This is a genomic window from Chryseobacterium sp. Bi04, assembly GCF_918698085.1.
Classification (GTDB): Bacteria; Bacteroidota; Bacteroidia; order Flavobacteriales; family Weeksellaceae; genus Chryseobacterium.
Genome location: NZ_CAKKLP010000011.1, coordinates 80,884 through 100,564, shown reverse-complemented (window position 1 = coordinate 100,564; position 19,681 = coordinate 80,884). Strand labels below are relative to the sequence as shown.

Annotated in this window: 18 protein-coding genes; 7 read left to right on the top strand and 11 right to left on the bottom strand. The window is 36.0% G+C overall.

The window, feature by feature from the left end:
• Positions 1-59: 59 nt before the first annotated feature.
• On the bottom strand, positions 60-242 hold the full coding sequence (locus tag LQV47_RS16455; protein ID WP_230038753.1) for a zinc-binding dehydrogenase: 183 nt from the start codon (positions 240-242) through the stop codon (positions 60-62).
• Between the two features lie 15 nt (positions 243-257).
• Here LQV47_RS16455 and LQV47_RS16450 point away from each other — a divergent pair, with 15 nt between their 5' ends.
• From LQV47_RS16450 to LQV47_RS16430, 5 genes are all read left to right on the top strand, one after another.
• The gene (locus tag LQV47_RS16450) at positions 258-575 is read left to right on the top strand and encodes a MarR family transcriptional regulator (RefSeq protein ID WP_354961115.1); all 318 of its coding nucleotides are present in this window, start codon (positions 258-260) and stop codon (positions 573-575) included.
• A gap of 172 nt (positions 576-747) precedes the next feature.
• The gene (locus LQV47_RS16445) at positions 748-1,161 is read left to right on the top strand and encodes a hypothetical protein (protein WP_230038749.1); all 414 of its coding nucleotides are present in this window, start codon (positions 748-750) and stop codon (positions 1,159-1,161) included.
• 340 nt (positions 1,162-1,501) lie between these two features.
• On the top strand, positions 1,502-2,044 hold the full coding sequence (locus LQV47_RS16440; protein WP_230038747.1) for a helix-turn-helix domain-containing protein: 543 nt from the start codon (positions 1,502-1,504) through the stop codon (positions 2,042-2,044).
• Positions 2,045-2,130: 86 nt separating this feature from the next.
• Complete coding sequence (locus LQV47_RS16435; RefSeq protein ID WP_230038745.1) at positions 2,131-3,045, top strand: hypothetical protein; 915 nt, start codon at positions 2,131-2,133, stop codon at positions 3,043-3,045.
• A 200-nt stretch (positions 3,046-3,245) separates the two neighbouring features.
• The gene (locus LQV47_RS16430) at positions 3,246-4,052 is read left to right on the top strand and encodes a DUF2490 domain-containing protein (protein ID WP_230038743.1); all 807 of its coding nucleotides are present in this window, start codon (positions 3,246-3,248) and stop codon (positions 4,050-4,052) included.
• 107 nt (positions 4,053-4,159) lie between these two features.
• Here LQV47_RS16430 and LQV47_RS16425 read toward each other — a convergent pair whose 3' ends face one another.
• The gene (locus LQV47_RS16425) at positions 4,160-4,855 is read right to left on the bottom strand and encodes a hypothetical protein (RefSeq protein WP_230038741.1); all 696 of its coding nucleotides are present in this window, start codon (positions 4,853-4,855) and stop codon (positions 4,160-4,162) included.
• A 202-nt stretch (positions 4,856-5,057) separates the two neighbouring features.
• Positions 5,058-6,284 carry a right-handed parallel beta-helix repeat-containing protein gene (locus LQV47_RS16420; protein ID WP_230038739.1) on the bottom strand — a complete coding sequence of 409 codons (1,227 nt, stop codon included), beginning with the start codon at positions 6,282-6,284 and terminating at the stop codon, positions 5,058-5,060.
• Between the two features lie 304 nt (positions 6,285-6,588).
• On the opposite strand from LQV47_RS16420, the gene LQV47_RS16415 reads away from it, so the two are divergent.
• Positions 6,589-7,035, top strand: coding sequence for a hypothetical protein (locus LQV47_RS16415; protein ID WP_230038737.1), 447 nt, complete (start codon positions 6,589-6,591; stop codon positions 7,033-7,035).
• A 27-nt stretch (positions 7,036-7,062) separates the two neighbouring features.
• Here the strand turns inward: LQV47_RS16415 and LQV47_RS16410 are convergent, their stop codons facing one another.
• The 6 genes from LQV47_RS16410 to LQV47_RS16385 all read right to left on the bottom strand — a co-directional run bounded on the left by LQV47_RS16410 (position 7,063) and on the right by LQV47_RS16385 (position 12,636).
• Positions 7,063-8,595: a M20/M25/M40 family metallo-hydrolase gene (locus tag LQV47_RS16410; RefSeq protein WP_230038735.1), complete on the bottom strand. Its 1,533-nt coding sequence runs from the start codon at positions 8,593-8,595 to the stop codon at positions 7,063-7,065.
• Between the two features lie 144 nt (positions 8,596-8,739).
• On the bottom strand, positions 8,740-9,618 hold the full coding sequence (locus LQV47_RS16405; protein WP_230038733.1) for a hypothetical protein: 879 nt from the start codon (positions 9,616-9,618) through the stop codon (positions 8,740-8,742).
• 4 nt (positions 9,619-9,622) lie between these two features.
• Positions 9,623-10,438, bottom strand: coding sequence for a hypothetical protein (locus LQV47_RS16400; RefSeq protein WP_230038731.1), 816 nt, complete (start codon positions 10,436-10,438; stop codon positions 9,623-9,625).
• Entirely contained in the window at positions 10,432-11,682 is a 1,251-nt protein-coding gene (locus LQV47_RS16395; protein WP_290368671.1) for a radical SAM protein, read from the bottom strand. Before LQV47_RS16395 ends, LQV47_RS16400 begins: the two co-directional genes overlap by 7 nt.
• A gap of 65 nt (positions 11,683-11,747) precedes the next feature.
• A complete protein-coding gene (locus tag LQV47_RS16390; protein WP_230038730.1) occupies positions 11,748-11,981 on the bottom strand; it encodes a hypothetical protein in 234 nt (77 codons plus the stop codon).
• 388 nt (positions 11,982-12,369) lie between these two features.
• Complete coding sequence (locus LQV47_RS16385; protein ID WP_230038728.1) at positions 12,370-12,636, bottom strand: hypothetical protein; 267 nt, start codon at positions 12,634-12,636, stop codon at positions 12,370-12,372.
• 304 nt (positions 12,637-12,940) lie between these two features.
• Between LQV47_RS16385 and LQV47_RS16380 the strand changes: the two genes are divergently transcribed.
• Positions 12,941-14,617: a helix-turn-helix transcriptional regulator gene (locus tag LQV47_RS16380; RefSeq protein WP_230038726.1), complete on the top strand. Its 1,677-nt coding sequence runs from the start codon at positions 12,941-12,943 to the stop codon at positions 14,615-14,617.
• 433 nt (positions 14,618-15,050) lie between these two features.
• Here LQV47_RS16380 and LQV47_RS16375 read toward each other — a convergent pair whose 3' ends face one another.
• Together LQV47_RS16375 and LQV47_RS16370 are read right to left on the bottom strand one after the other, a co-directional pair.
• Positions 15,051-16,508, bottom strand: coding sequence for a TolC family protein (locus tag LQV47_RS16375; protein ID WP_230038724.1), 1,458 nt, complete (start codon positions 16,506-16,508; stop codon positions 15,051-15,053).
• Positions 16,480-19,671 (bottom strand): efflux RND transporter permease subunit, encoded by a 3,192-nt coding sequence (locus LQV47_RS16370; RefSeq protein ID WP_230038722.1) that lies wholly within the window; start codon positions 19,669-19,671, stop codon positions 16,480-16,482. The genes LQV47_RS16375 and LQV47_RS16370 overlap by 29 nt, the downstream gene beginning before the upstream one ends.
• Positions 19,672-19,681 lie beyond the last annotated feature (10 nt).

Here is a 19,681-nt window from a genome sequence, read left to right as displayed (position 1 = left end):
TTTGTAAAATTGTATTGCCTATTATGATTATCCAAATTGTTTTATTGGATAAATAACCACTAAACTGTAAGTACAACTTTGCCTGCAGTCCGCCGGGTTTCAACCTGAGTATGAGCTTCTGACATTTCAGTGAAAGGATATAATTTTGCAATATGGGGCCTGATGATATTTTTCGACATTAAGTCTGCAATTGCTCTCAGATCATCTCCATTGGCCTGCTTCTTTGACTTTAATAAGGTCAATTTGTTGTTTGCTCAATAAACCTGAATAGGGCTGGCTTAAAAAAAAGTGATGCCGTTACCCAGGTTGATATTGCCACACAGAGTAATGCTGATAGAATGATGGTGTCAAAAGTTTTACGAACCTTGGAAGAAAAGGGGTTTTTAACCCGACAAGAACATGAAACTGACACAAGAGCAAAAATCGTCCGGTTAACAACTACCGGTGAGAAAATATTGCAGAAAGCAATCATTGAAGTAGAAAATGCAGATCTGGATTTTTTTGACATATTAGGGACCCAACTGCCTTCATTTAATAGTGCTATACTACAGCTTATTCAAAAGAACATGGAGTAAGCAGCCTGACAATCTATGCTGACATCTTTGGGAAAGTCAGAGCCTTGCTGGTTTACACACTTAATGTATAAGTATTTCTACTCAAAGTCACAATTGGTTATTTGTACTCTACACCATTCGTTTTCTTCTTTGTTACTTTGAAATAGAAATAACCAACCAAACTTAAATTACCATGACAACAACCAGCGTAAACGTAAATTCATCCGGCCAGATTCAACTTGGTGGCGGTGCTCAGTTCTGGGTATATATCTCGCCTCAAAACGACACCTCTGCAATGATCACTACATGGCGTGTAACATTCTCACAGGGAAATTGGAGCGATTCTATCTCAAGTGAAAATCCTACCAAACAAATTCAGACTCCTAACCTTTCAGGGATCTTTGACATTAAAGTAGAACTATTAAGTGGCTCAACAGGCACCTGGCGACAGATTCCTCCTCAGGCCGGAAGCCACAATGAAATAGGATGCAATTCTAACTGTGCTTCAATGGTGGGTATTGTTGCCGACAGCACCCATCCATTTATTGGTGCTATTAATGCACATTTCTGGACAACCTGGGATGCCATGTGCAAAACAGGAAATTAATAACTATTTCATATTCCCCAATTGCCGCAGTATTTTTTGTACTATCAAGATGTGGATTTCAATCCTACATGTTGCACCTGCAAAAAAACTGCGGCAATTCGTATTTAGACGTCATTCCAAAAACAACCTGACATACAATATTTTACTTTATTTTCATTACAAATAATAATAATAATAATAATAATAATAATAATAGGAAACAGAAGGTTATACACAAACAGCCAATATGTTTTCCACAAGTTTTCCACAAAAACACACTTTGTAATCAGCCCAATGCTTATCAATATTCATTTTTCACTACTTTAGCAAAATATTGTAAAAATCTACAATTATATAGATCATGAAAAATCAGGTTAAGATGTTGAGGGAAACAAGAAATATGACCCAAAATGAGCTTGCTGAGCAATCGGGTCTCTCTCTGCGAACAGTTCAAAGAGTAGAAGCCGGAAGTATATTAAAAGGTTTTACATTAAAAGCCCTTGCCCAGGCATTGAATACCAATCCTGAACATCTTGTTATCCAAACAAGAGACCTGGAAAATATTCACAAGGCAAAAGTAATTAACCTTTCAGCCTTATCCGGTCTTATCATTCCTTTTGGTGGCGTCATCCTACCCCTCATTTTAACATATAAAACAAAGGATTCAACAAGTAAAGAATTGGGAAAAAGCATGGTATGCATTCAAATTATACTGGCATTCATTTTTTCAGTCTCATTAATCATCAGTCCGTTTATACAAAAGTATTTATCCCTGAGGTTTCCACTTTTCATCATTGTTATCATGGTGTTCCTTTCTGTAAAAACATTAATCATCATCAGTAATGGTATCAGTTTAAACAAAAAACATGATATACATATCAAGCTGAAAACCTATTTTTTATAATAAAAATCATAGAACTGTCGTAAAACTGTCGGCCTGTTTTTGTGTAAAAAGAGATTTGTATTTCCGAATCTTGCACAAAAAACAACATGAAAATTATCAAAAAAATTGTAGGGATCATTTTAGGAATCATCGCTGCATTATTATTGGGTGGCTACTTCTATTTTGATCAAAAATTCACTCCGGAGAAGAACTATCTAAAAATCGAAAATGAAAGTGGAAACATTCCGATAACCTGGCTGGGAAACAATAAGTCTGTATTGCTTGTACCCATTCATTTTCCTGAAGATTCTATTATTTATTATCTGCAGTTTGATACCGGAGCTGCCTGTACAGAATTTTACAGCCATTCAATAAAGAATTTGAAGGGAATTACAGTCCGTAATAAGTTAGCTGCATCTTTGTTCTATATAGGAAAATCAAAAATCGCTTCTGATCACATTAAAATTTTAGCAACAGGAAAAAAGCCGGATACAACAGATTCTATTAAAATAATCGGGACGCTGGGAGCAGACATTCTTGAAGACAGAAAAACGGTTATTAATTTTAAAAAGAACTTTATTGTCTTCAATATAACCCGGGAGCCTGTCGAATTTAAAAATAACCTTATAGATTTTACATTTAAAAAAAGGAAAATTATTATCCGGGGAATCTTAAAAGGGAAAGAGGAAAAATTTCTGTTCGATTCCGGAACAAGTGCCTATGAACTGTTGACTAACAAACAAAACTGGCAGGATTTAAAATTACCTCATTCAAAAGTGATCATAGAAAAGGCCCAGTCAAGACCTCATATTTTAACCACCTACACCGCTGAAACTAATCTTAATATCCGTTTTAAAAACAAGAGTATTTCTTTAAGTGAAGTCACTCACGTAGAAGGATTTTCCCAGATACAATATATGCTGATGAAGTTTTCCGGCATGACAGGAATGCTGGGTAATAAAATCTTTTTAAAAAACTGCCTGTATATAGACTGTTCCAGAGAGAAAATTTCTATTGAATAAAAATTTTTACAGATCCCGGATTCCTAAATTATTCCTAAATCACCTGTTAATTTTGTCATGTTTTTAAATAGTATTAAGGGAATCTAAGTAAGCAGTGAGCACATGGAACATCATAATTTTGTACTATGAAATACTCTTTCCGGAAATCATTTATTCTTAGGTTCTCACAAAAATTACAATCAATAGTGAAGAAGTTATTCATGATGTTTAGTATAAAGAAAATTTTAGCAGCCTTATTTTTAATAGGTTTTACAGGAAATGTATTATTAAAGGCACAGATCAGTCCACCGGGGCTGGGTGATGCCAATACAGCGTTATGGACAGCTTTTGGAGTAAAGCGCCAACTGGACTCATTAGGAAAAAAACAGGCTTTAAGTTATATTGCAATAGGACGTAAAAGCAGTCCGGACAATAACAACCTACTTTCTAAACAGGCTATTCTTGTTGTAAACCATGAGGTCTACCATTCTTTTGCACCTCATCAGCAATACAGCTATGCCCTTAGCTACCGCCGTCAGCCTCAATATGAAAGCAGTGCTCCTTACGAAAAAGAAAATACAGAACAGGAATTCAGGATCTACGGAAGATATGCCTATACTTTTGATCTTGGAAAAAAGTGGAAATTAAAAAATACGGTCCGACAGGAATTCAGAAAATTTTTCGCTGCTGATTTCAGCAAGGTGGAAGAAGATTTCCAATTGAGAACCCGTATTAAAAGCCAGCTGACGTATAATTTATCACCAAAGAACAACCAGAAATTAGCAGTAAGTGCCGAAGCCTTATTTTCTATAAGCCATCTTAATGAACCGGATCCACAGTGGACTTCTTTTGGATATCGTGAAATGCGTATTGCAGCCTATTATATGTTTAATATTCCAAATACTCCTTTTACAGTAGACGTGGGCTATATGAATGATCTCATCAGAGACAGCAGGAGCATTCACCATGGTGGAGTTCATTATCTTGCTGCGGATCTTATCTGGAATATACCTTATCATAAGAACTAATCTATTTGATATCATAAAAAAATCCCGATCATTCCTGACCGGGATCTTTGTTTGAAAAACCTCAAGGTCTTTCAACAATATAATTAGTATGAATGTTTGGTTTAAATTTAATTGCATATGGTAAGAAACTGCCGGCTCATCTGTACTTTAAATTTAGCTTCTGATCTTGACTGTGCGTAGATGGTATGTTCAAAGGCCAGTACTGTTTTCAGTTTCTGATCGATAAATTCTGCTATTTCTACAAGAGAGAAAATAAAATCCCGATATACCGCCATATTAACCGTTTGCCCATAATAAGGAAGATAAGCTTTCAGGAAAGGAACAGCCGTCTGGTGTTTGTTGTAATTGACACAATATCCAGCTCCTTCCCTCGAAGTGATAATTTCGTAATCATTGATATAATCCAGGATATTTTTACCGCCATTCAGGGCTTTGCTGTTTTTTGAGCAATATCTGTTTATTTTATCCAAAATATGCTGAGCATATTCCATCATCGAAATGGTTTTCCATTCAAATACATGGCTCATTCCTTTTTTAGGGGATTTCCCATTATCATAGCTTGTACAAAAAGAGATTCCAATTTTTTCATGATAAGGAAAAAAACAGTCTTTAATCTCAATGGAAGCATCTGCCTGTACCCTGTCTTCTGCAAAATTGTAATAGATATAAGGACTATACAAGGCTGCAAAGGCTTTCAGATAATCTGTTTCACTCGTATTATGATATTCTTCGAACCATTTTTCAAGGTTGTCGTAATAATAACTTTCAAAGTCTTTAAAGTTTAAGTAAAATGGCAATTCCATAGCTCTGTAATTTTGATAAGGCAAAGCTATTGCGGTAATGCGACAAAACTTGACGTGTTTTTATTTTATTCTCTGACCGACATTCAGTTCTTTCCAAAACCGGTGTCAAAATAATGATCCTTTTTATCTTTTTTACAGAAAAAACCAGATCAATGATCTGGTTTACAGTTGAGAAATATTTGAATATTCTTTACATTATATATTATGGAAGGCAGATGAGCTCATCTGAAGCTGTTTCATAATAATTAGTATCTGTATAATGAATATTGGCTGTATTTCCGGTTATTAAAACAGCAGGTTTATCTCCGTTTGGAATAAATTTACCTCCATTCAAAAACCCATTTCCTACAAAGTTAAGGTAACTTTTTTCAGCAGTATTTGATAGAACAAAAACTGAAGTATAAATGCTGCTGGTCAATCTATTAAATGTATTACCAATAAAATTCGCTGTTCCCCCACTATTTAAAGTATAATAAATATCAACACCATTAGAAGTTCCTTCAAAATAGCTGTTGATTAAGTTTAACCCAACCTTTCCATTAGCTCCTACAAATGAGGCTTCTAAGGCATTTCCATAATTACCTTCAAACCCGCATCCATCGAACTTCACATTATGTACACTATATAATTCTACTCCTTTAACAGCATTTGAATTAAAATGACAATTGATGAAGGTCAACAAATTGGGAGGCGTAATATTGCTCATCCCACCATAGAAACCTGTATCGCCCCAATGGGTTTTTACATTTTCAAAAAGAGATGAACATGTATCCATTATTTGCATTCCTAAATTAAATTTGAATACTTCAACGTCTTTTATTGTAATTTCCATAACATTACTCACATATATGCCAACTCCTCCAGCAGCGGGACTGTTAGGAAAAGGTCTTCTGATCGTAAGACCAGAAATTGTTAAATAACTGGATCCTCCACTACTATTTGAAACAAACCGTAAACCTCCTGTTGTACCAATAGAGTTTAGAACTGTTACATTAACACCAGATCCGATGAGTTGGAATTTATTAGCCTTATCGGGATTTGCAGGCATGTCACATTGTATATTTTTTGTTATAACAATTTCCCCGATGGGCAGCTTCAGCTTCCATCCATTCTTGCCACAAAAATCAAAAGCTTTTTGTAATGCATCGGAATCATCCGTAACCCCATCAGCTTTTACTCCAAAAAGACCGGCATTCAATTCTGAACCTGATAAAATGAGCGTATTCACATAATAATCAGTTCCCTTTTTTCTATAAATTTTTCCATCAATTAAATTTGCTTCGTTAGACGAGTTGATGGGAGTACCATTCATCCAAGCGGTAACTTTTTTGTAATTGACATTTTCCTTGGTTAAATTATCAACTAACTGCACCAAATCATCATTTGGATAAGGACTGTTTTGCGCGAAAAAATCTTCTGTATAAATCATAATATTGTAATTTGTCTTACAAATATATATGATGAATACGACAGAACTTGACGTGTTTTTCATATTCTCTAACCGACATTCAGTTCTTCGAAAAAATGCTTCATTAAAATAATAAACCTTTTTATCTTCTATAGAAATGAATCAGAATATTTGCCTTGTTTTAATTTAAAAATATTTTGAATTTCTCAACAATTAAGGGATAATAAAAACATTAAAAACAATGATATAATAGAGTAAATTAGCTTTTATTTGCTTGCTTGGTTAAACTTTCAGATATTTGATAAAGAGATACAAAAGAAAAACAATGAAAACAAATCTGATGAATAAGAATTTATTAACCCTATTTTTAATGATGATCATTCCTCTGCTATCAAACTCATGTACAGAGAAACAAAAAACTGATGAGAGGCAAGAATTACCGAATAAAACCCGCAATACTGTAAATATCCAGGATTTAATTGGCAGCACTTACGAATGGAAGTATAAGGAATATACTTATCATATCACATTAACCTCAGATTCTACAGTCCATTGGAAATTAATTAAAGGGGATTATCCCGGTGCCACTGAAGAAACCGATACATATGTATATTCTCAATTAGATAAGAATAAGATTTTCATTTCGTGGATTGAAAAAAGCGGATTGGGTATATCTGCTGTACTTGATTTTGAGACCATGAATCTTTACACCCATGGAAGTCAGGAGGGCAGTTTATATGTTAATCCCGGTAAAATAAAAAAGATAAAATAGCAATATGGCAGCCATTTGCAACAAGAATTACTTGTCATAGTTCTTCATCATAAATTCAAAGTAGTGGATCATCTTCAGGTAGTTTTCTATACTGAGATATTCGTTGGTACTATGAAGGCTTTGCTGCTCTGAGCTATTGATTTTGATGGGCATGAACCGATATACATTTTTACTCACAATCTCATATTTGGCAGCATCTGTACCTGCCATTGTAAGATAAGGAGTAACAATAGCTCCAGGATGAATTTCTTTGATCCCAGCCTGTATCAGTTGGTATGCTTTGGTATTGGTAGGTGATATTTTTGAAGCTTCTCTCGTATTATCAATTTCTTCCACCTCAACATCAAAACCCTGTGTAACTTTTGCAATATGTTCTCTGACATCTTTTACCGTATTTCCCGGAAGGAGCCTGAAATTAACTACAAATTCAACTTCCGGAGAAAGAACATTCGTTCCGTCGCTTCCTTTCATCATCGTTAAAGCTGTAGTAGTTCGTACCAATGCATTGGTGGTATTGTTTTTAGTAAGCTGAGATAACAGTACAGGTTTTAAAAGCCATTGATTGGCAATAGCAAGCCTGCTGGTAAACGGCATAGCACCTCCGATATTATCAAAAAACTCTTTAATTAGCGGGGTAATGACAGGCTTCATCTGATCATCTTCCAGGCGCTGCATAATAACAGCAGCTTTTCCAATAGCACTTTCCATGGGAGGCATGGATGAATGCCCACCGAGCCCTTTTACCTTTATTTTTGCAGAAAGAAATCCTTTTTCAGCACATCCTACCACGGCGACATCTGAATCTATTCCAGCTACGCTTCCTTTTTGCATAATCAACCCTCCTTCATCATATACGGCATCAAACTTCAATCCTTTTTTCTTAAAATAATCAGCAATCTGAATGGCTCCTTTTTGGCCGCCTACTTCTTCATCAAAACCGAAGGCAAGGTAAATATCCCGTTGTGGAGTTTGTTTACTTTTAATCAAATTGTTCACAGACTCCATCAGAGAGAAGAGCATACCTTTCATATCTATTGCTCCTCTTCCATAAATCCTGCCATTGGCAACGACTCCTGCAAAAGGGGAATAATCCCAATCTTCAGCAACTTTTGAAACAGGTGGCAATACTTTATCATCGGGACGGAATATATTTTCTTCTTTGTTTTTCACGTCAGCGTCTCCCGGAGGAACAACGTCCATATGGGAAAGAAACAGGATAGGCTCCAGAGCAGGATTACTTCCTTTCAACCTGAATACCAATCCATATTTATTCACTTCAAAGTTCTCCGTATTCTGATACACCAGTGGATATGATATTTTCAGGTATTCTTTAAACTCATCAAAGGGTGTATAGTTAAATTCTCCCAAACTCCCGGTTGATACTGTTGGAATTTTTATTCCGTTGGAAAATCTTATTAGGGCAGAATCATTTTTTACAGGCTTCCATCCTTCTCTGGCTTCATCTGTGTTTTTCTTAAACGGATAGGTATAAGTTTTAATAAGTAATACAGCAACTAGGATAGCAAGAATACCTAAAATAATTAGAAGAACTTTTTTCATGATCAACTGATTTTGTATGATGGTTTGGTTCTATAAATATAGGAAAGTCTTTTTGCTACGGCAATAATTCCAGTGAGATATCGGAAATCAGAGAAAATGAAAAACCAATTGCTTATGTCACTTCTAAAACTCTAATCCCTTATTTTATGACATGGTAAAATGTCCCAGAAATACCATGGTAATATCTAAAGTCTTTGCGTCTAATGTAGAACCGTCGTGAATACAATTATCCGTTGGAGCTATATAAAAATCATAGGGTTTTTGTTCTATTTTAAGTACTGGATAATCAGGAAAATATTTAAAAAAATACTCAATGATATTTTTATTACTGATATTCTCTTTTTTTACGTCAATTTTTTTCTTCAGCATATTGTAAATCTGGATCATGGTCAGATTGATAAATAAGAAATATCTTGATTCCTGACCAAGATTGATGGTGAGACGATTACCATGTTTGTGAGATGATCCAATCGTCATTTTCCTGTCGGAAGAATCTTTGTGAAGACCGATGAACCTCATCTGATGGGGTTGATATCCTTCCGGCAGATTTCTTCTGTCTACCGAAGTAGTCTCACAGTTAGGATAACCGGCTGCAATGCAGTGAAAGGAGTAATCCGCGGAAAGGTTTTGTAAAAAATCATTTAATCCTTCATTCAGCTGTGCTACGATTTCTTTGTTATTGTAAAAACATTCAAGAACTTCCTTTTCACTGGTAGCAACATGAAGGTTAAGCTGCTTACATAAATTTTGCAGCTTTGCAGGAATTTTTCCGATCGCAGCAGTATTATAATCCTTTAGAAAGCGGGTCGTCCGAATCCTGGATACAATCGGCCCCTCTACTTTTTTCCAATCTCTTTTGGGAAGATAAGCTTCGTCTTCATATTGTGGTTCGAAGTCTGCCTCTCCAAATAAAACTTTTGTGGGTTGTCTGTATTTACCGGAATGGCTGCCGGTATTAATTGTTACGGTTTCTTCAAATTCCTTATCCTTACAAAAAATCTTTATGCCGCTTTTTACTTCCATAATATTAATAGTTATCAAATTTTCCTGTGTAAACAATGGTGATATCAAATTCTTTATTTCCTAATGTACTTCCGTCATGGATAAAATTATCCGTGGGGGCAATGTAATACTGATAAGGCTTTATTTCTAATCTGATTACAGGATAATCGGGAAAATCATGTAAGAAATTTTCTACAATATTTTCTGTGGTAATTTTTCTTCTGTGGTATAGTTTATAAATTTGTCTTAAACTCAGATTGATATAGTATAGATAGCGGGATTCGCTACTGATATTAATCGATATCCTGTTATCCGATTTATAAGCAGTATGAGGAGTAAACTTCCTGCTCTCATCAATATGCAGACCTGTATATCGAATATATTCTTTATTTATAAAATGAAAAGTGGTCGTTTCTCTGTTAGGCTGGGCTTTGGCAATACGATGGAATTTATAATGCTGAACCGAAGATTTATTTTTCAAAAACTCATCCAGTTCTTTATTGATCTTAATAACCAGTTCTTCGTTCTCCTGAAATTTGGGTTCAATATCAAACAGACTTTTACATTCTGATAATTGTAACTTTTTAATAAGATTAATTACTTTTTGAGGAATTATTCCAATAGAAACTGATTTGGACAGCGGATTAAAATGATCATTGGTCATGATAATACTGTGCTCTTTTGGGGTAAGTGGTCTCCAGCTTTTTTTGGGAATAAAAGCATTACCGGAGTATTCAACAGTTGTAATATGCTCTGCCGATTCAGTACCGGTATTGATTAAGATCTGCTGTCCGATATTATCAATCCCGCTATTGTATAATTGAAGTCCTTTTCTTAACATACTAAACTAAATGATTTTAATTTGTTTTTTATTTCATCATGAGCTTTTATAAGTGATTCTTCTTTTAGCTCTTCTACGATTTCTTCATAATGAGCCTCGCTTGCATCCAAAGAAGCATAGACTTCTTCCGGAAGGCTGTTTACGATATCATTTTGAATATGAGAAACCAGTTTTATCATATCATGGCAATAAATGGTAGGGTTATCAAAGCCCTCTTCATTAGAATAGCGGTTCCCCAGGAATCCACCGCCACATATATCATATATCGGGCAGCTCAGGCATATATCGTTAACCATATTATGACTGTGAAAGAAAACCTCAAATAACGGATCATTATTCAGGTCATCAATAGAATGGGTATGAATATTGAGATCGTTTCTTGTTATCCCTTCATAGCAGGCCCGGATAGAATCCGACACTTCCAGTGCTCCGTTTGTTTCCAAAACAGCAACACCGTTGTTCAGTCTTCCCACCATTTGATCTCCTGTCTGCTCTCCCATGATCAGTTCAATCAATGTCCGGAAAAACCGGATCATAGGTCTGTCGCTATCCATTTTCCATATCTCGAAAATTTCAATCAGCCAGTCAGCATAGGGAGTATGATGCAATGTATTTACTTTTAATTTTTCGAAACTATCGGGTAAATTATCATAATGACCATCCGGTAATAACAGATTAAAACTTGGTACTCCTAAATTTTTCACTTCCTGATAAAATTCTGAGGGAGAGATATTCAGATTAACAACGGACAGGATATTACTCATCCCATATTGTTTTCCAAGCTCAATAGCCTTTACTACTTTTTCATATGATCCTTTTCCATTATGAAATACACGGTATCTGTCATGATGCTCTTTGGGGCCGTCCATGCTGATTCCTATCCGTATATTAAGTTCTTTAAACAGTTTATACCATTCATGGGTAAGGCTTACACCGTTTGTCTGCATTGCAAAGCCAAAATTCACATCTTTAACAACAGTTGTAAAAATTTCGATGGCCTGTTTATAATTTTCTTTACCCCACAACAGAGGTTCCCCGCCATGAAATACAATCTGGACATATTTTGCCTGTTTTTCCCTGCAATATGCATGTAGTTTTTGGGCAAAAACTGTAATTGTTTCCATAGACATGAATTTAGGCTGAGAGAGATAGGTTTTATCACCCAGATTATACATGTAACAGTAAGAACAGTTGAGGTTACATCTACTTGCAACCTTTAAAACAAATGAGACAATATTTTCCATACATTTTATTTAAAAGAAACTCTCCATTAGCCGGTTTGTAGCTAATGGAGAATAGTAAAGAGTCCTTATACTCTTAAAAATGGATCATATTTACTGTAAGCAGCAGATCCGCCGCCACCTTCAATGGCTACATTGCAGTTATCAGTTCCCGTTCCAATTCCGGTTCCGGGATTGATGATACCAATTCCTCCGAAAACAGCTTTGTACAGATCCATCTTCTCTGTACCTGAAGATTTAATAGTCTCCTTTAAAATGCTTTTGTGCTCTAAGTTTGAAACTAGTTTAACTCTTTTTTTCATAAAAAAAATTTAAGATTAATAAAATACCATCAGTAAGGACATGGCAATCGCCCCTCATTTATAAAATGAGCAATTATTATAGTGTTTGTTTTGGTTATGATGCTGCTGATTGTATAACCAGCGTAACGTTGTATATCTGTTGATTAATTTGTTCAACAATTCCCCCTCATTGTAAGGGTCATTTTGATTGGCAATTTCACATTAGATAACAAGGTCCGGATAAGTAACCTTATTGACGTTTAAAAGAATTTTAAAGACTGTTGTAAACGGTTTGTATGAGTAATTAATTCTGTCATTTTTTGTATATAAAAACAAGAAAAAATAACCCCAAACAAAAGAAAGGGTAGAAATAGGTAATTCATCGTATAGTTATTAGTTTTTTTTAAGCTTACTGAACTTTTACTGGGGGAATTGGCGGAGATTTTGGTCCTCCATCATAAGCAGCCTCCGTTGAGGTTTCCCAAGTATTTTTCATAATTAAAGTGTCTGTCTCACTTACAGGACCTCCTCTCTGTAATTTTTCAGAATTGCTTGTTGGCTTCATTTTTGCAGTTGGTGCAGAGAGGTCCTGATCATCATCCTGTCTACATGAAACAGCTAACAATGCAATAGCAGATGCGTATAATACGCTTAATAGAAATATCCTTTTTGTCATAACAGTTTTTTTATACAATTTATGTAATCTAAGTGGCCGAAACTACAAATTAAATAATCAACAAGAGTCATTTCTTAAAAAAAATTTATTAAATCATAAAAAAATCAATCAAACAATTATGTTAAGTATTTAAATATCAATGTTTTACTTTTTTATGTTTTTAAAAGATTAATCACTATTTTTGTTAGAGTTTTTTTTGTGATTTTTGTAATTTTCTAGAATGAAAAAAATATATTTTCTACCACTTTTTCAATTATGCTTACTACTGAGTATTTTTTGCTCTTCATTAATGGAAGGACAAAAAATGGGAAAAGCGAAAGATTCGCTCAGTGATGAAGAAAAATGGAAAAAAATTTCACTACAAATAAAGAATTCCAAAAAAAATAAAGAATTTAAGAAACTTTATGATGCTTATGAAAATGCGGCTTTAATGGGAGCAAAAAATCAGAAAAACTATTTAGATAGTCTTTTGATTACCGCAAAACAGCTGAAAGACGACAAGCTTATTGGTGAAGCTTATATGTGGCTGGGCATGAATGGTGAAAGTATAGAAAACTACCCTGAAGCGCTAGATAACTATATCAATGCATATGGTATGCTTTCAAAAACCAATAATCAGCTGGCTATCAACAAATCAATTACCTTTCTGGCAAGGGTTAAATTGTATATGGGTGATTATGATGGAGCCTACAACCTTCTAAAACCTGCCTTAAAAAACCTAAAATCAATAAACACAGAAGAATCCCACTTATATTTTACTTATGGACAGCTTGCTCTTATTGAAACCAATTGGTATCTGAAAAGAGATGATAACAGCGCTTTGGTAAAAGAAGGAATGGATTTTATCAAAAATACCAATCAATCGGGGTATTATCCTTATTTCCTTGCAGCGGAAGGTGTTGATCAATATTACAATAAAAATTATAGTGAAGCGATCAAAAAAATAACTGCTGCAGAAAAGCTATACACAGACCAATTTCAGCACTTAACAGATAAGCTCTATCTTGCCCTTAGCTATTGGGAACAGGGGAATACCAAGCAGGCCTATACTTTTTTGCAACAGATAGATGATGCTTATGATAAAACAGGGAAAATAGACCCAAAATTCAGATCTGCGTTTGAGATGCTGATTAAGTACTATGAGAAAACCGGCGATAAAGACAAAGAGCTGGAATACGTAAAGAAATTATTATCAATTGATGCCAAATATGAGAAGGACTACAAACTATTGTTTTCCACTATGCACAAAGAGTTTGATAATAAAAAACTAATCGAAACCAAAACAATATTAGAAAACAGGATAAAAAAAGGTAAGATTATCTATAAGATCAGTATTGCTATTGGTATTGGACTGATTATTTTCCTGATATCTATTATCTATAAAGGAATTCAGAAAAGAAATAAATACCAGAAACTCTACAAAGAGTTTATCAGTATCAAAAGCAGTGAAGATTTAGATGAAGAACTGCCTGATGAAGATCCCGTGGCTGCAGAAGTCATAGATGCTTATGATATGGATTCCGATGCTGATAATGAACCGGATATCCTGGATGACATTGATGATATTGACATTAATCCGAAACTTGTGGATAATGTTCTTAAAGAGCTTGATCTGTTTGAAAAGAATAAAGACTTTTTAAAGAAAAAAGTAAATCTGGAAAGTCTTTCTTTACAGTGCGGAACCAATACCGCCTATCTATCCAAAATTATCAACCATTATAAAAAGCAAAATTTCAAAACCTATCTCAATGATTTAAGACTTAATTATGTTATGAATCTTTGGCGGGGAAGTAAAAAGAGCAGAAGATACTCTATACAGGATATTGCAAGTAAAGCAGGATTCAGCAATTCGCAAAGCTTTTCAAAAAAATTTCAAGAAAAATTCGGGGTTTCCCCTTCATTTTTCTTGAAAAAGCTTAATTCCAATAAAGAATTGGAAAGCGATATAATCGCTACGGATAATGAATTAAAAAATGATTAATATGTTGTTAATGTAAACTGTGTCCTTATTTTAAAATGGTTCTATTTCCCTTATGGGTTTTACCATCTGCTCTAACGCTGAAGCTAAATTAGTTATTATCCTGAAATAATACCAAAACAGGAAGGCTACAGAGGGTTGAAAACTTAAAAAAGAAGACCCAAAAACTTAAAAAACTTAAAAAAATACATCATCTTCCCTACTGATTTACAACATAATAAGATTTTATAAAGTAAGTTTTGAATCATATTTATTTTAATAATAGAAAGTAGAGATAAAAGCACCTGAATCTCTCATTTAGGGCATGAATTTTCAATTTATCCAAGATTATACATTGTCAAAATACCTGTAAAATCATCACCTTAAAACACAAAAAGGGCCAATTCAAAAAAGAATTGACCCCAAACATTAACTGTTTACTGAATTATGATATTTTTTATTTCCAGCCTCCACCTAGGCTTTTATAGATATCTACTACTGTACTCAGCTGTTTCTGCTTAGCTTCAATCAGCTCCATTTTAGCATCCAATGCGTCTCTTTGGTTCAAAAGAACTTCAAGATAATCTGCTCTGGAGTTGCGGAATAATTGGTTGGCGATATCTATGGACTGATCCAAAGCTTTTGTTTCCTGGGATTTTAATTGATAATACTGATCTATATTCTTGATTCTGGACATCATATTGGCAACATCCAGATAAGCATTTAAAATCGTCTTATCATACTCATACAATGCCTGAACCTGTCTTGCATCAGCGGTTTGGAAGTTGGCCTTGATAGCACTCTTATTGATCAGGGGGCCAGCCATCTCTCCAACAAGGTTATAGGCAATGGATTCCGGCATTTTAACCAAATAGGAAGGCTTAAAGGCTTCCAATCCTAAGGTTGCGGATATTTCCAGTGAAGGATAAAACTCTTTTCTTGCCGCTTCCACATCTAATTTTGAAGATTTCAATTCCAATTCTGCACGTTTGATATCCGGACGGTTAGCAAGCAATTGTGACGGAATGCCGGTATAAACTGTCTGCGGAATGGTAGACATAAAACTTTCTTTTGTTCTTACAATCGGCTGTGGGTACCTTCCCAACAAAGCATTGATACCGTTTTCCTTCTCAGTAATTTGCTGACGGATTGTGTATTCTGCAGCTTTTGACTTGGCCAGTTCAGCTTCAAATTTCTTCACCGCCAGTTCTGTTGCCGCAGCAGCTTCCTTCTGGATCTTAGAGATTTCCAAAGCTTTTTGCTGAAGTTTGATATACTGCTGTATGATATCCAGCTGATTATCAAGAGCCAGCAATTCATAGTAACTATCTGCGACTTCTTCTATAAGATTGGATAATACAAAATTTTTCCCTTCCACTGTGGAAAGGTAGTGAGCGACAGCTGATTCTTTCTCCGTTCTGAGCTTTTTCCAGATATCAATCTCCCAGTTCGCCATTAATCCTCCTTCAAAATTCCCCAATGGATCCGGCATTTCTCTTCCCGGTTCTATTTCCGTAGTAGCATCCCCTGCCCCTTCACTGGTATAGCGCCCTGCTTTTTTCAGCCCTGCACCTATACCGGCAGAAACAGTGGGGCTCAGTTTTCCTTTTTTAGCCAACACTCCACTCTTGGCAATTTCAATCTCCTGAAGCGTGATCAGAAGTTCCTGATTGTTCTTTAGAGAAGTTTCAATCAGGCTTACAAGGTTAGGATCAGTGAAGAATTGCCTCCAGGGTGTTGTTCCGCTGTTATTATTGGCGTCCTGCTGTTCTTCCTGGTTAAAATTCTGAGGTATATTCTCTTTAACCTCATCTTTTATGACTGTCGCCATCGGAGCTTTACAGCTTGCCAGAACAAGAGATAAAGCAATGGCTGTGATTATATTTTTAGTCTTCAAATTTTCCATCATGTTCATAAGGTTCAGTTTGTTCTGTTAAAGGATTTTCTTCTTCATATTTTGCCAGTCTCGATTTATCAGCAATCGTTCCGAAAATATAATATAGCCCCGGAATAATCATCAAACCGAAAATGGTTCCTATCAGCATTCCTCCTGCTGCTGCCGTTCCAATCGTTCGGTTACCCACTGCACCCGGTCCGGTTGCAACTACTAATGGAATTAACCCGGCAACGAATGCAAATGAGGTCATTAAGATAGGGCGGAAACGGATCGCTGCACCTTCAATAGCCGCTTTTGCCACAGGAATACCTTCTTCAGCTTTCTTCTGTACTGCAAATTCTACAATCAGTACCGCATTTTTACCCAGAAGCCCGATAAGCATTACCATGGCTACCTGTGCATAGATATTGTTTTCCAATCCTAAAAGCTTTAAGCATAGGAATGCCCCGAAAATACCTACCGGAAGAGATAGAATCACCGGTAAAGGAAGAATGAAGCTTTCATATTGCGCCGAAAGAATCAAATAAACAAATCCTAAACACACAAGGAAGATAAATACAGCTTCATTTCCACGGCTTACTTCATCTTTGGAAATCCCAGCCCAGTCTATACCAAAACCTCTGGGAAGGGTTTTATCTGCAACTTCCTGAATGGCTTTAATAGCCTGCCCACTGCTATATCCAGCAGCCGGAGTTCCACTTACCTCTGCCGAGTTATACATATTATGTCTTGTAATTTCAGATAAACCATACACCTTTTCAAGTCTCATAAAATCCGAATACGGTACCATCTGGTCTTTATCATTTTTAACATATAATTTCAACAGATCTGTTGGTAGTGCACGATACTGAGGCCCTGCCTGTACAATCACCTTATAAGGCCTGTCGAAACGGATAAAACTTGTCTCATAGTTGGAACCGATAAGGGTTGATAAATTATCCATCGCTTTTTCAATGGTCACTCCTTTCTGTTCCGCAAGGTCATTATCTATTCTAAGCATATATTGTGGGAAACTCGCAGAATAAAACGTAAATGCCGATCCAAGTTCAGGACGTTTTTTAAGCTCTTTTACAAAATCATTACTTACCTGTTCCATTTTATGATAATCCCCACTTCCTGCCTTATCCAGCAAACGGAGCTCAAAACCTCCTGCCGCACCATAACCCGGCACTGAAGGTGGTTGGAAGAATTCAATATTGGCTCCCGGAATATTTTTAGCCTTTTCTTCAAGTTTCTCAATAATTTCAGAGGCCGATTCTTTACGTTCTTCCCAGCTTTTAAGGTTGATCAGACAAGTTCCCGAGTTAGATCCCGTTCCTTCGGTCAGAATTTCATATCCTGCCAGCGACGAAACAGACTGTACCCCATCAATATCTTCTGATTCTCTTAAAAGCTCTTTTGCAATCTGATTGGTTCTTTCCAATGTAGATCCCGGAGGAGTTTGGATAATTGCATAAATCATCCCCTGATCTTCCGCGGGAATAAATCCTGAAGGAAGAGAGTTGCTGAGAAAATAAGTACAGGCACAAAAAGCCAGCAATAATGGTAACGTAATTGTTTTTTTCGTAACCGTTTTATTAAGCATCTTCTCATATTTTCCGGCCCCTTTTGTGAAAATATTGTTGAACTTATCCAGGAAAATGGAAATCGGAGTTTTCTTTTTAACTTTTCCGTGGTTATTTCTCAGAATTAATGCACATAATGCAGGCGTCAGGGTAAGCGCTACAATCCCGGATAAAATAATGGACGATGCCATGGTAATAGAGAACTGGCGATAAAATACCCCAACCGGACCGGACATAAATGCAATCGGGATGAATACGGATGCCATTACCAACGTTATGGCGATAATAGCACCACTGATCTCATGCATCGCTTCTTCAGTTGCTTTTAAAGGAGAAAGGTGTTTTTCTTCCATCTTGGCATGGACGGCCTCAATCACTACAATGGCATCATCTACTACAACCCCAATTGCCATTACCAGGGCAAAGAGTGAGATCATATTCAGTGTAATTCCAAAGGCAGACATTACGGCAAATGTTCCTACTAATGAAACCGGAACCGCCAATGCAGGAATAAGCGTTGAGCGCCAGTCTCCAAGGAATAGAAATACAACAATGGCTACCAGTATAAATGCTTCGAACAGGGTGTGTATCACTTTTTCCATAGAAGCATCCAGGAATCTGGAAACATCATAGCTGATATCATAGTGCATTCCTTTTGGAAAGTTATTCTTTTCAAGATCCTTCATCAATGTTTTTACATTTTTGATAACGTCACTTGCATTAGATCCATAGGACTGCTTTACAGTAATTGCTGCAGAAGGTTTTCCATTCAATGTAGAATAAATATCATACATAGAACTTCCAAACTCAATATCTGCGACATCTTTTAGCCTTACAGATTCTCCATCAGGCTTCGCCTTAAGAATAATATTTCCGTAATCTTTTTCATTATTAAAACGTCCCGGATATTTTAACACATATTCAAAAGACTGAGAACGTTTTCCTGAGCTTTCTCCTGTTTTTCCTGGAGAAGCTTCTAAGCTCTGCTCATTCAGTGATTCCATCACTTCATCCGCTGAAATATTATAAGCGGTAAGCCTATCCGGCTTAAGCCAGATACGCATTGCATATTCACGGGTACCCAGGATATCGGCAAAACCTACTCCACTTACCCTTCTCAATTCAGACATTACATTGATATCTGCGTAGTTGAAAAGGAATTTCTGGTCAGCTTTGGGATCATCACTGTACAGGTTAATGTACATCAGCATATTGGGTTCTTCACGGGTAATTTTCACTCCTTCACGCACTACCAGCGGAGGTAATTTGTTCACTACTGAAGATACACGGTTTTGAACGTTGACTGCAGCAACATTGGGATCTGTACCGAGGTCAAATACAATCTGAATAGAGGCTTCCCCATCATTTCCTGCATCCGAGGTCATATATTTCATACCTGGAACACCATTCAATCCTCTTTCCAACGGAATCACTACGGATTTGATCAATAGTTCGTTGTTGGCTCCCGGGTACTCTGCCGTAATATTTACTTTAGGCGGTGAAATGGATGGAAACTGCGTCACAGGAAGCTTCACTAGGGACAAGATCCCTAAAAATACTATAATCAATGAGATTACAATAGACAGAACAGGTCTGCGAATGAATTTCTTAAACATACTTCTTCAT

Excerpts from the sequence above, each read along its gene's own strand:
- LQV47_RS16445 (WP_230038749.1), top strand. The coding sequence starts at position 748 with ATGACAACAACCAGCGTAAACGTAAATTCATCCGGCCAGATTCAACTT.
- LQV47_RS16440 (WP_230038747.1), top strand. The coding sequence starts at position 1,502 with ATGAAAAATCAGGTTAAGATGTTGAGGGAAACAAGAAATATGACCCAA.
- LQV47_RS16435 (WP_230038745.1), top strand. The coding sequence starts at position 2,131 with ATGAAAATTATCAAAAAAATTGTAGGGATCATTTTAGGAATCATCGCT.
- LQV47_RS16430 (WP_230038743.1), top strand. The coding sequence starts at position 3,246 with ATGATGTTTAGTATAAAGAAAATTTTAGCAGCCTTATTTTTAATAGGT.
- LQV47_RS16425 (WP_230038741.1), bottom strand. The coding sequence starts at position 4,855 with ATGGAATTGCCATTTTACTTAAACTTTAAAGACTTTGAAAGTTATTAT.
- LQV47_RS16420 (WP_230038739.1), bottom strand. The coding sequence starts at position 6,284 with ATGATTTATACAGAAGATTTTTTCGCGCAAAACAGTCCTTATCCAAAT.
- LQV47_RS16415 (WP_230038737.1), top strand. The coding sequence starts at position 6,589 with ATGAAAACAAATCTGATGAATAAGAATTTATTAACCCTATTTTTAATG.
- LQV47_RS16410 (WP_230038735.1), bottom strand. The coding sequence starts at position 8,595 with ATGAAAAAAGTTCTTCTAATTATTTTAGGTATTCTTGCTATCCTAGTT.
- LQV47_RS16405 (WP_230038733.1), bottom strand. The coding sequence starts at position 9,618 with ATGGAAGTAAAAAGCGGCATAAAGATTTTTTGTAAGGATAAGGAATTT.
- LQV47_RS16400 (WP_230038731.1), bottom strand. The coding sequence starts at position 10,438 with ATGTTAAGAAAAGGACTTCAATTATACAATAGCGGGATTGATAATATC.
- LQV47_RS16395 (WP_290368671.1), bottom strand. The coding sequence starts at position 11,682 with ATGGAAAATATTGTCTCATTTGTTTTAAAGGTTGCAAGTAGATGTAAC.
- LQV47_RS16390 (WP_230038730.1), bottom strand. The coding sequence starts at position 11,981 with ATGAAAAAAAGAGTTAAACTAGTTTCAAACTTAGAGCACAAAAGCATT.
- LQV47_RS16385 (WP_230038728.1), bottom strand. The coding sequence starts at position 12,636 with ATGACAAAAAGGATATTTCTATTAAGCGTATTATACGCATCTGCTATT.
- LQV47_RS16380 (WP_230038726.1), top strand. The coding sequence starts at position 12,941 with ATGGGAAAAGCGAAAGATTCGCTCAGTGATGAAGAAAAATGGAAAAAA.
- LQV47_RS16375 (WP_230038724.1), bottom strand. The coding sequence starts at position 16,508 with ATGAACATGATGGAAAATTTGAAGACTAAAAATATAATCACAGCCATT.
- LQV47_RS16370 (WP_230038722.1), bottom strand. The coding sequence starts at position 19,671 with ATGTTTAAGAAATTCATTCGCAGACCTGTTCTGTCTATTGTAATCTCA.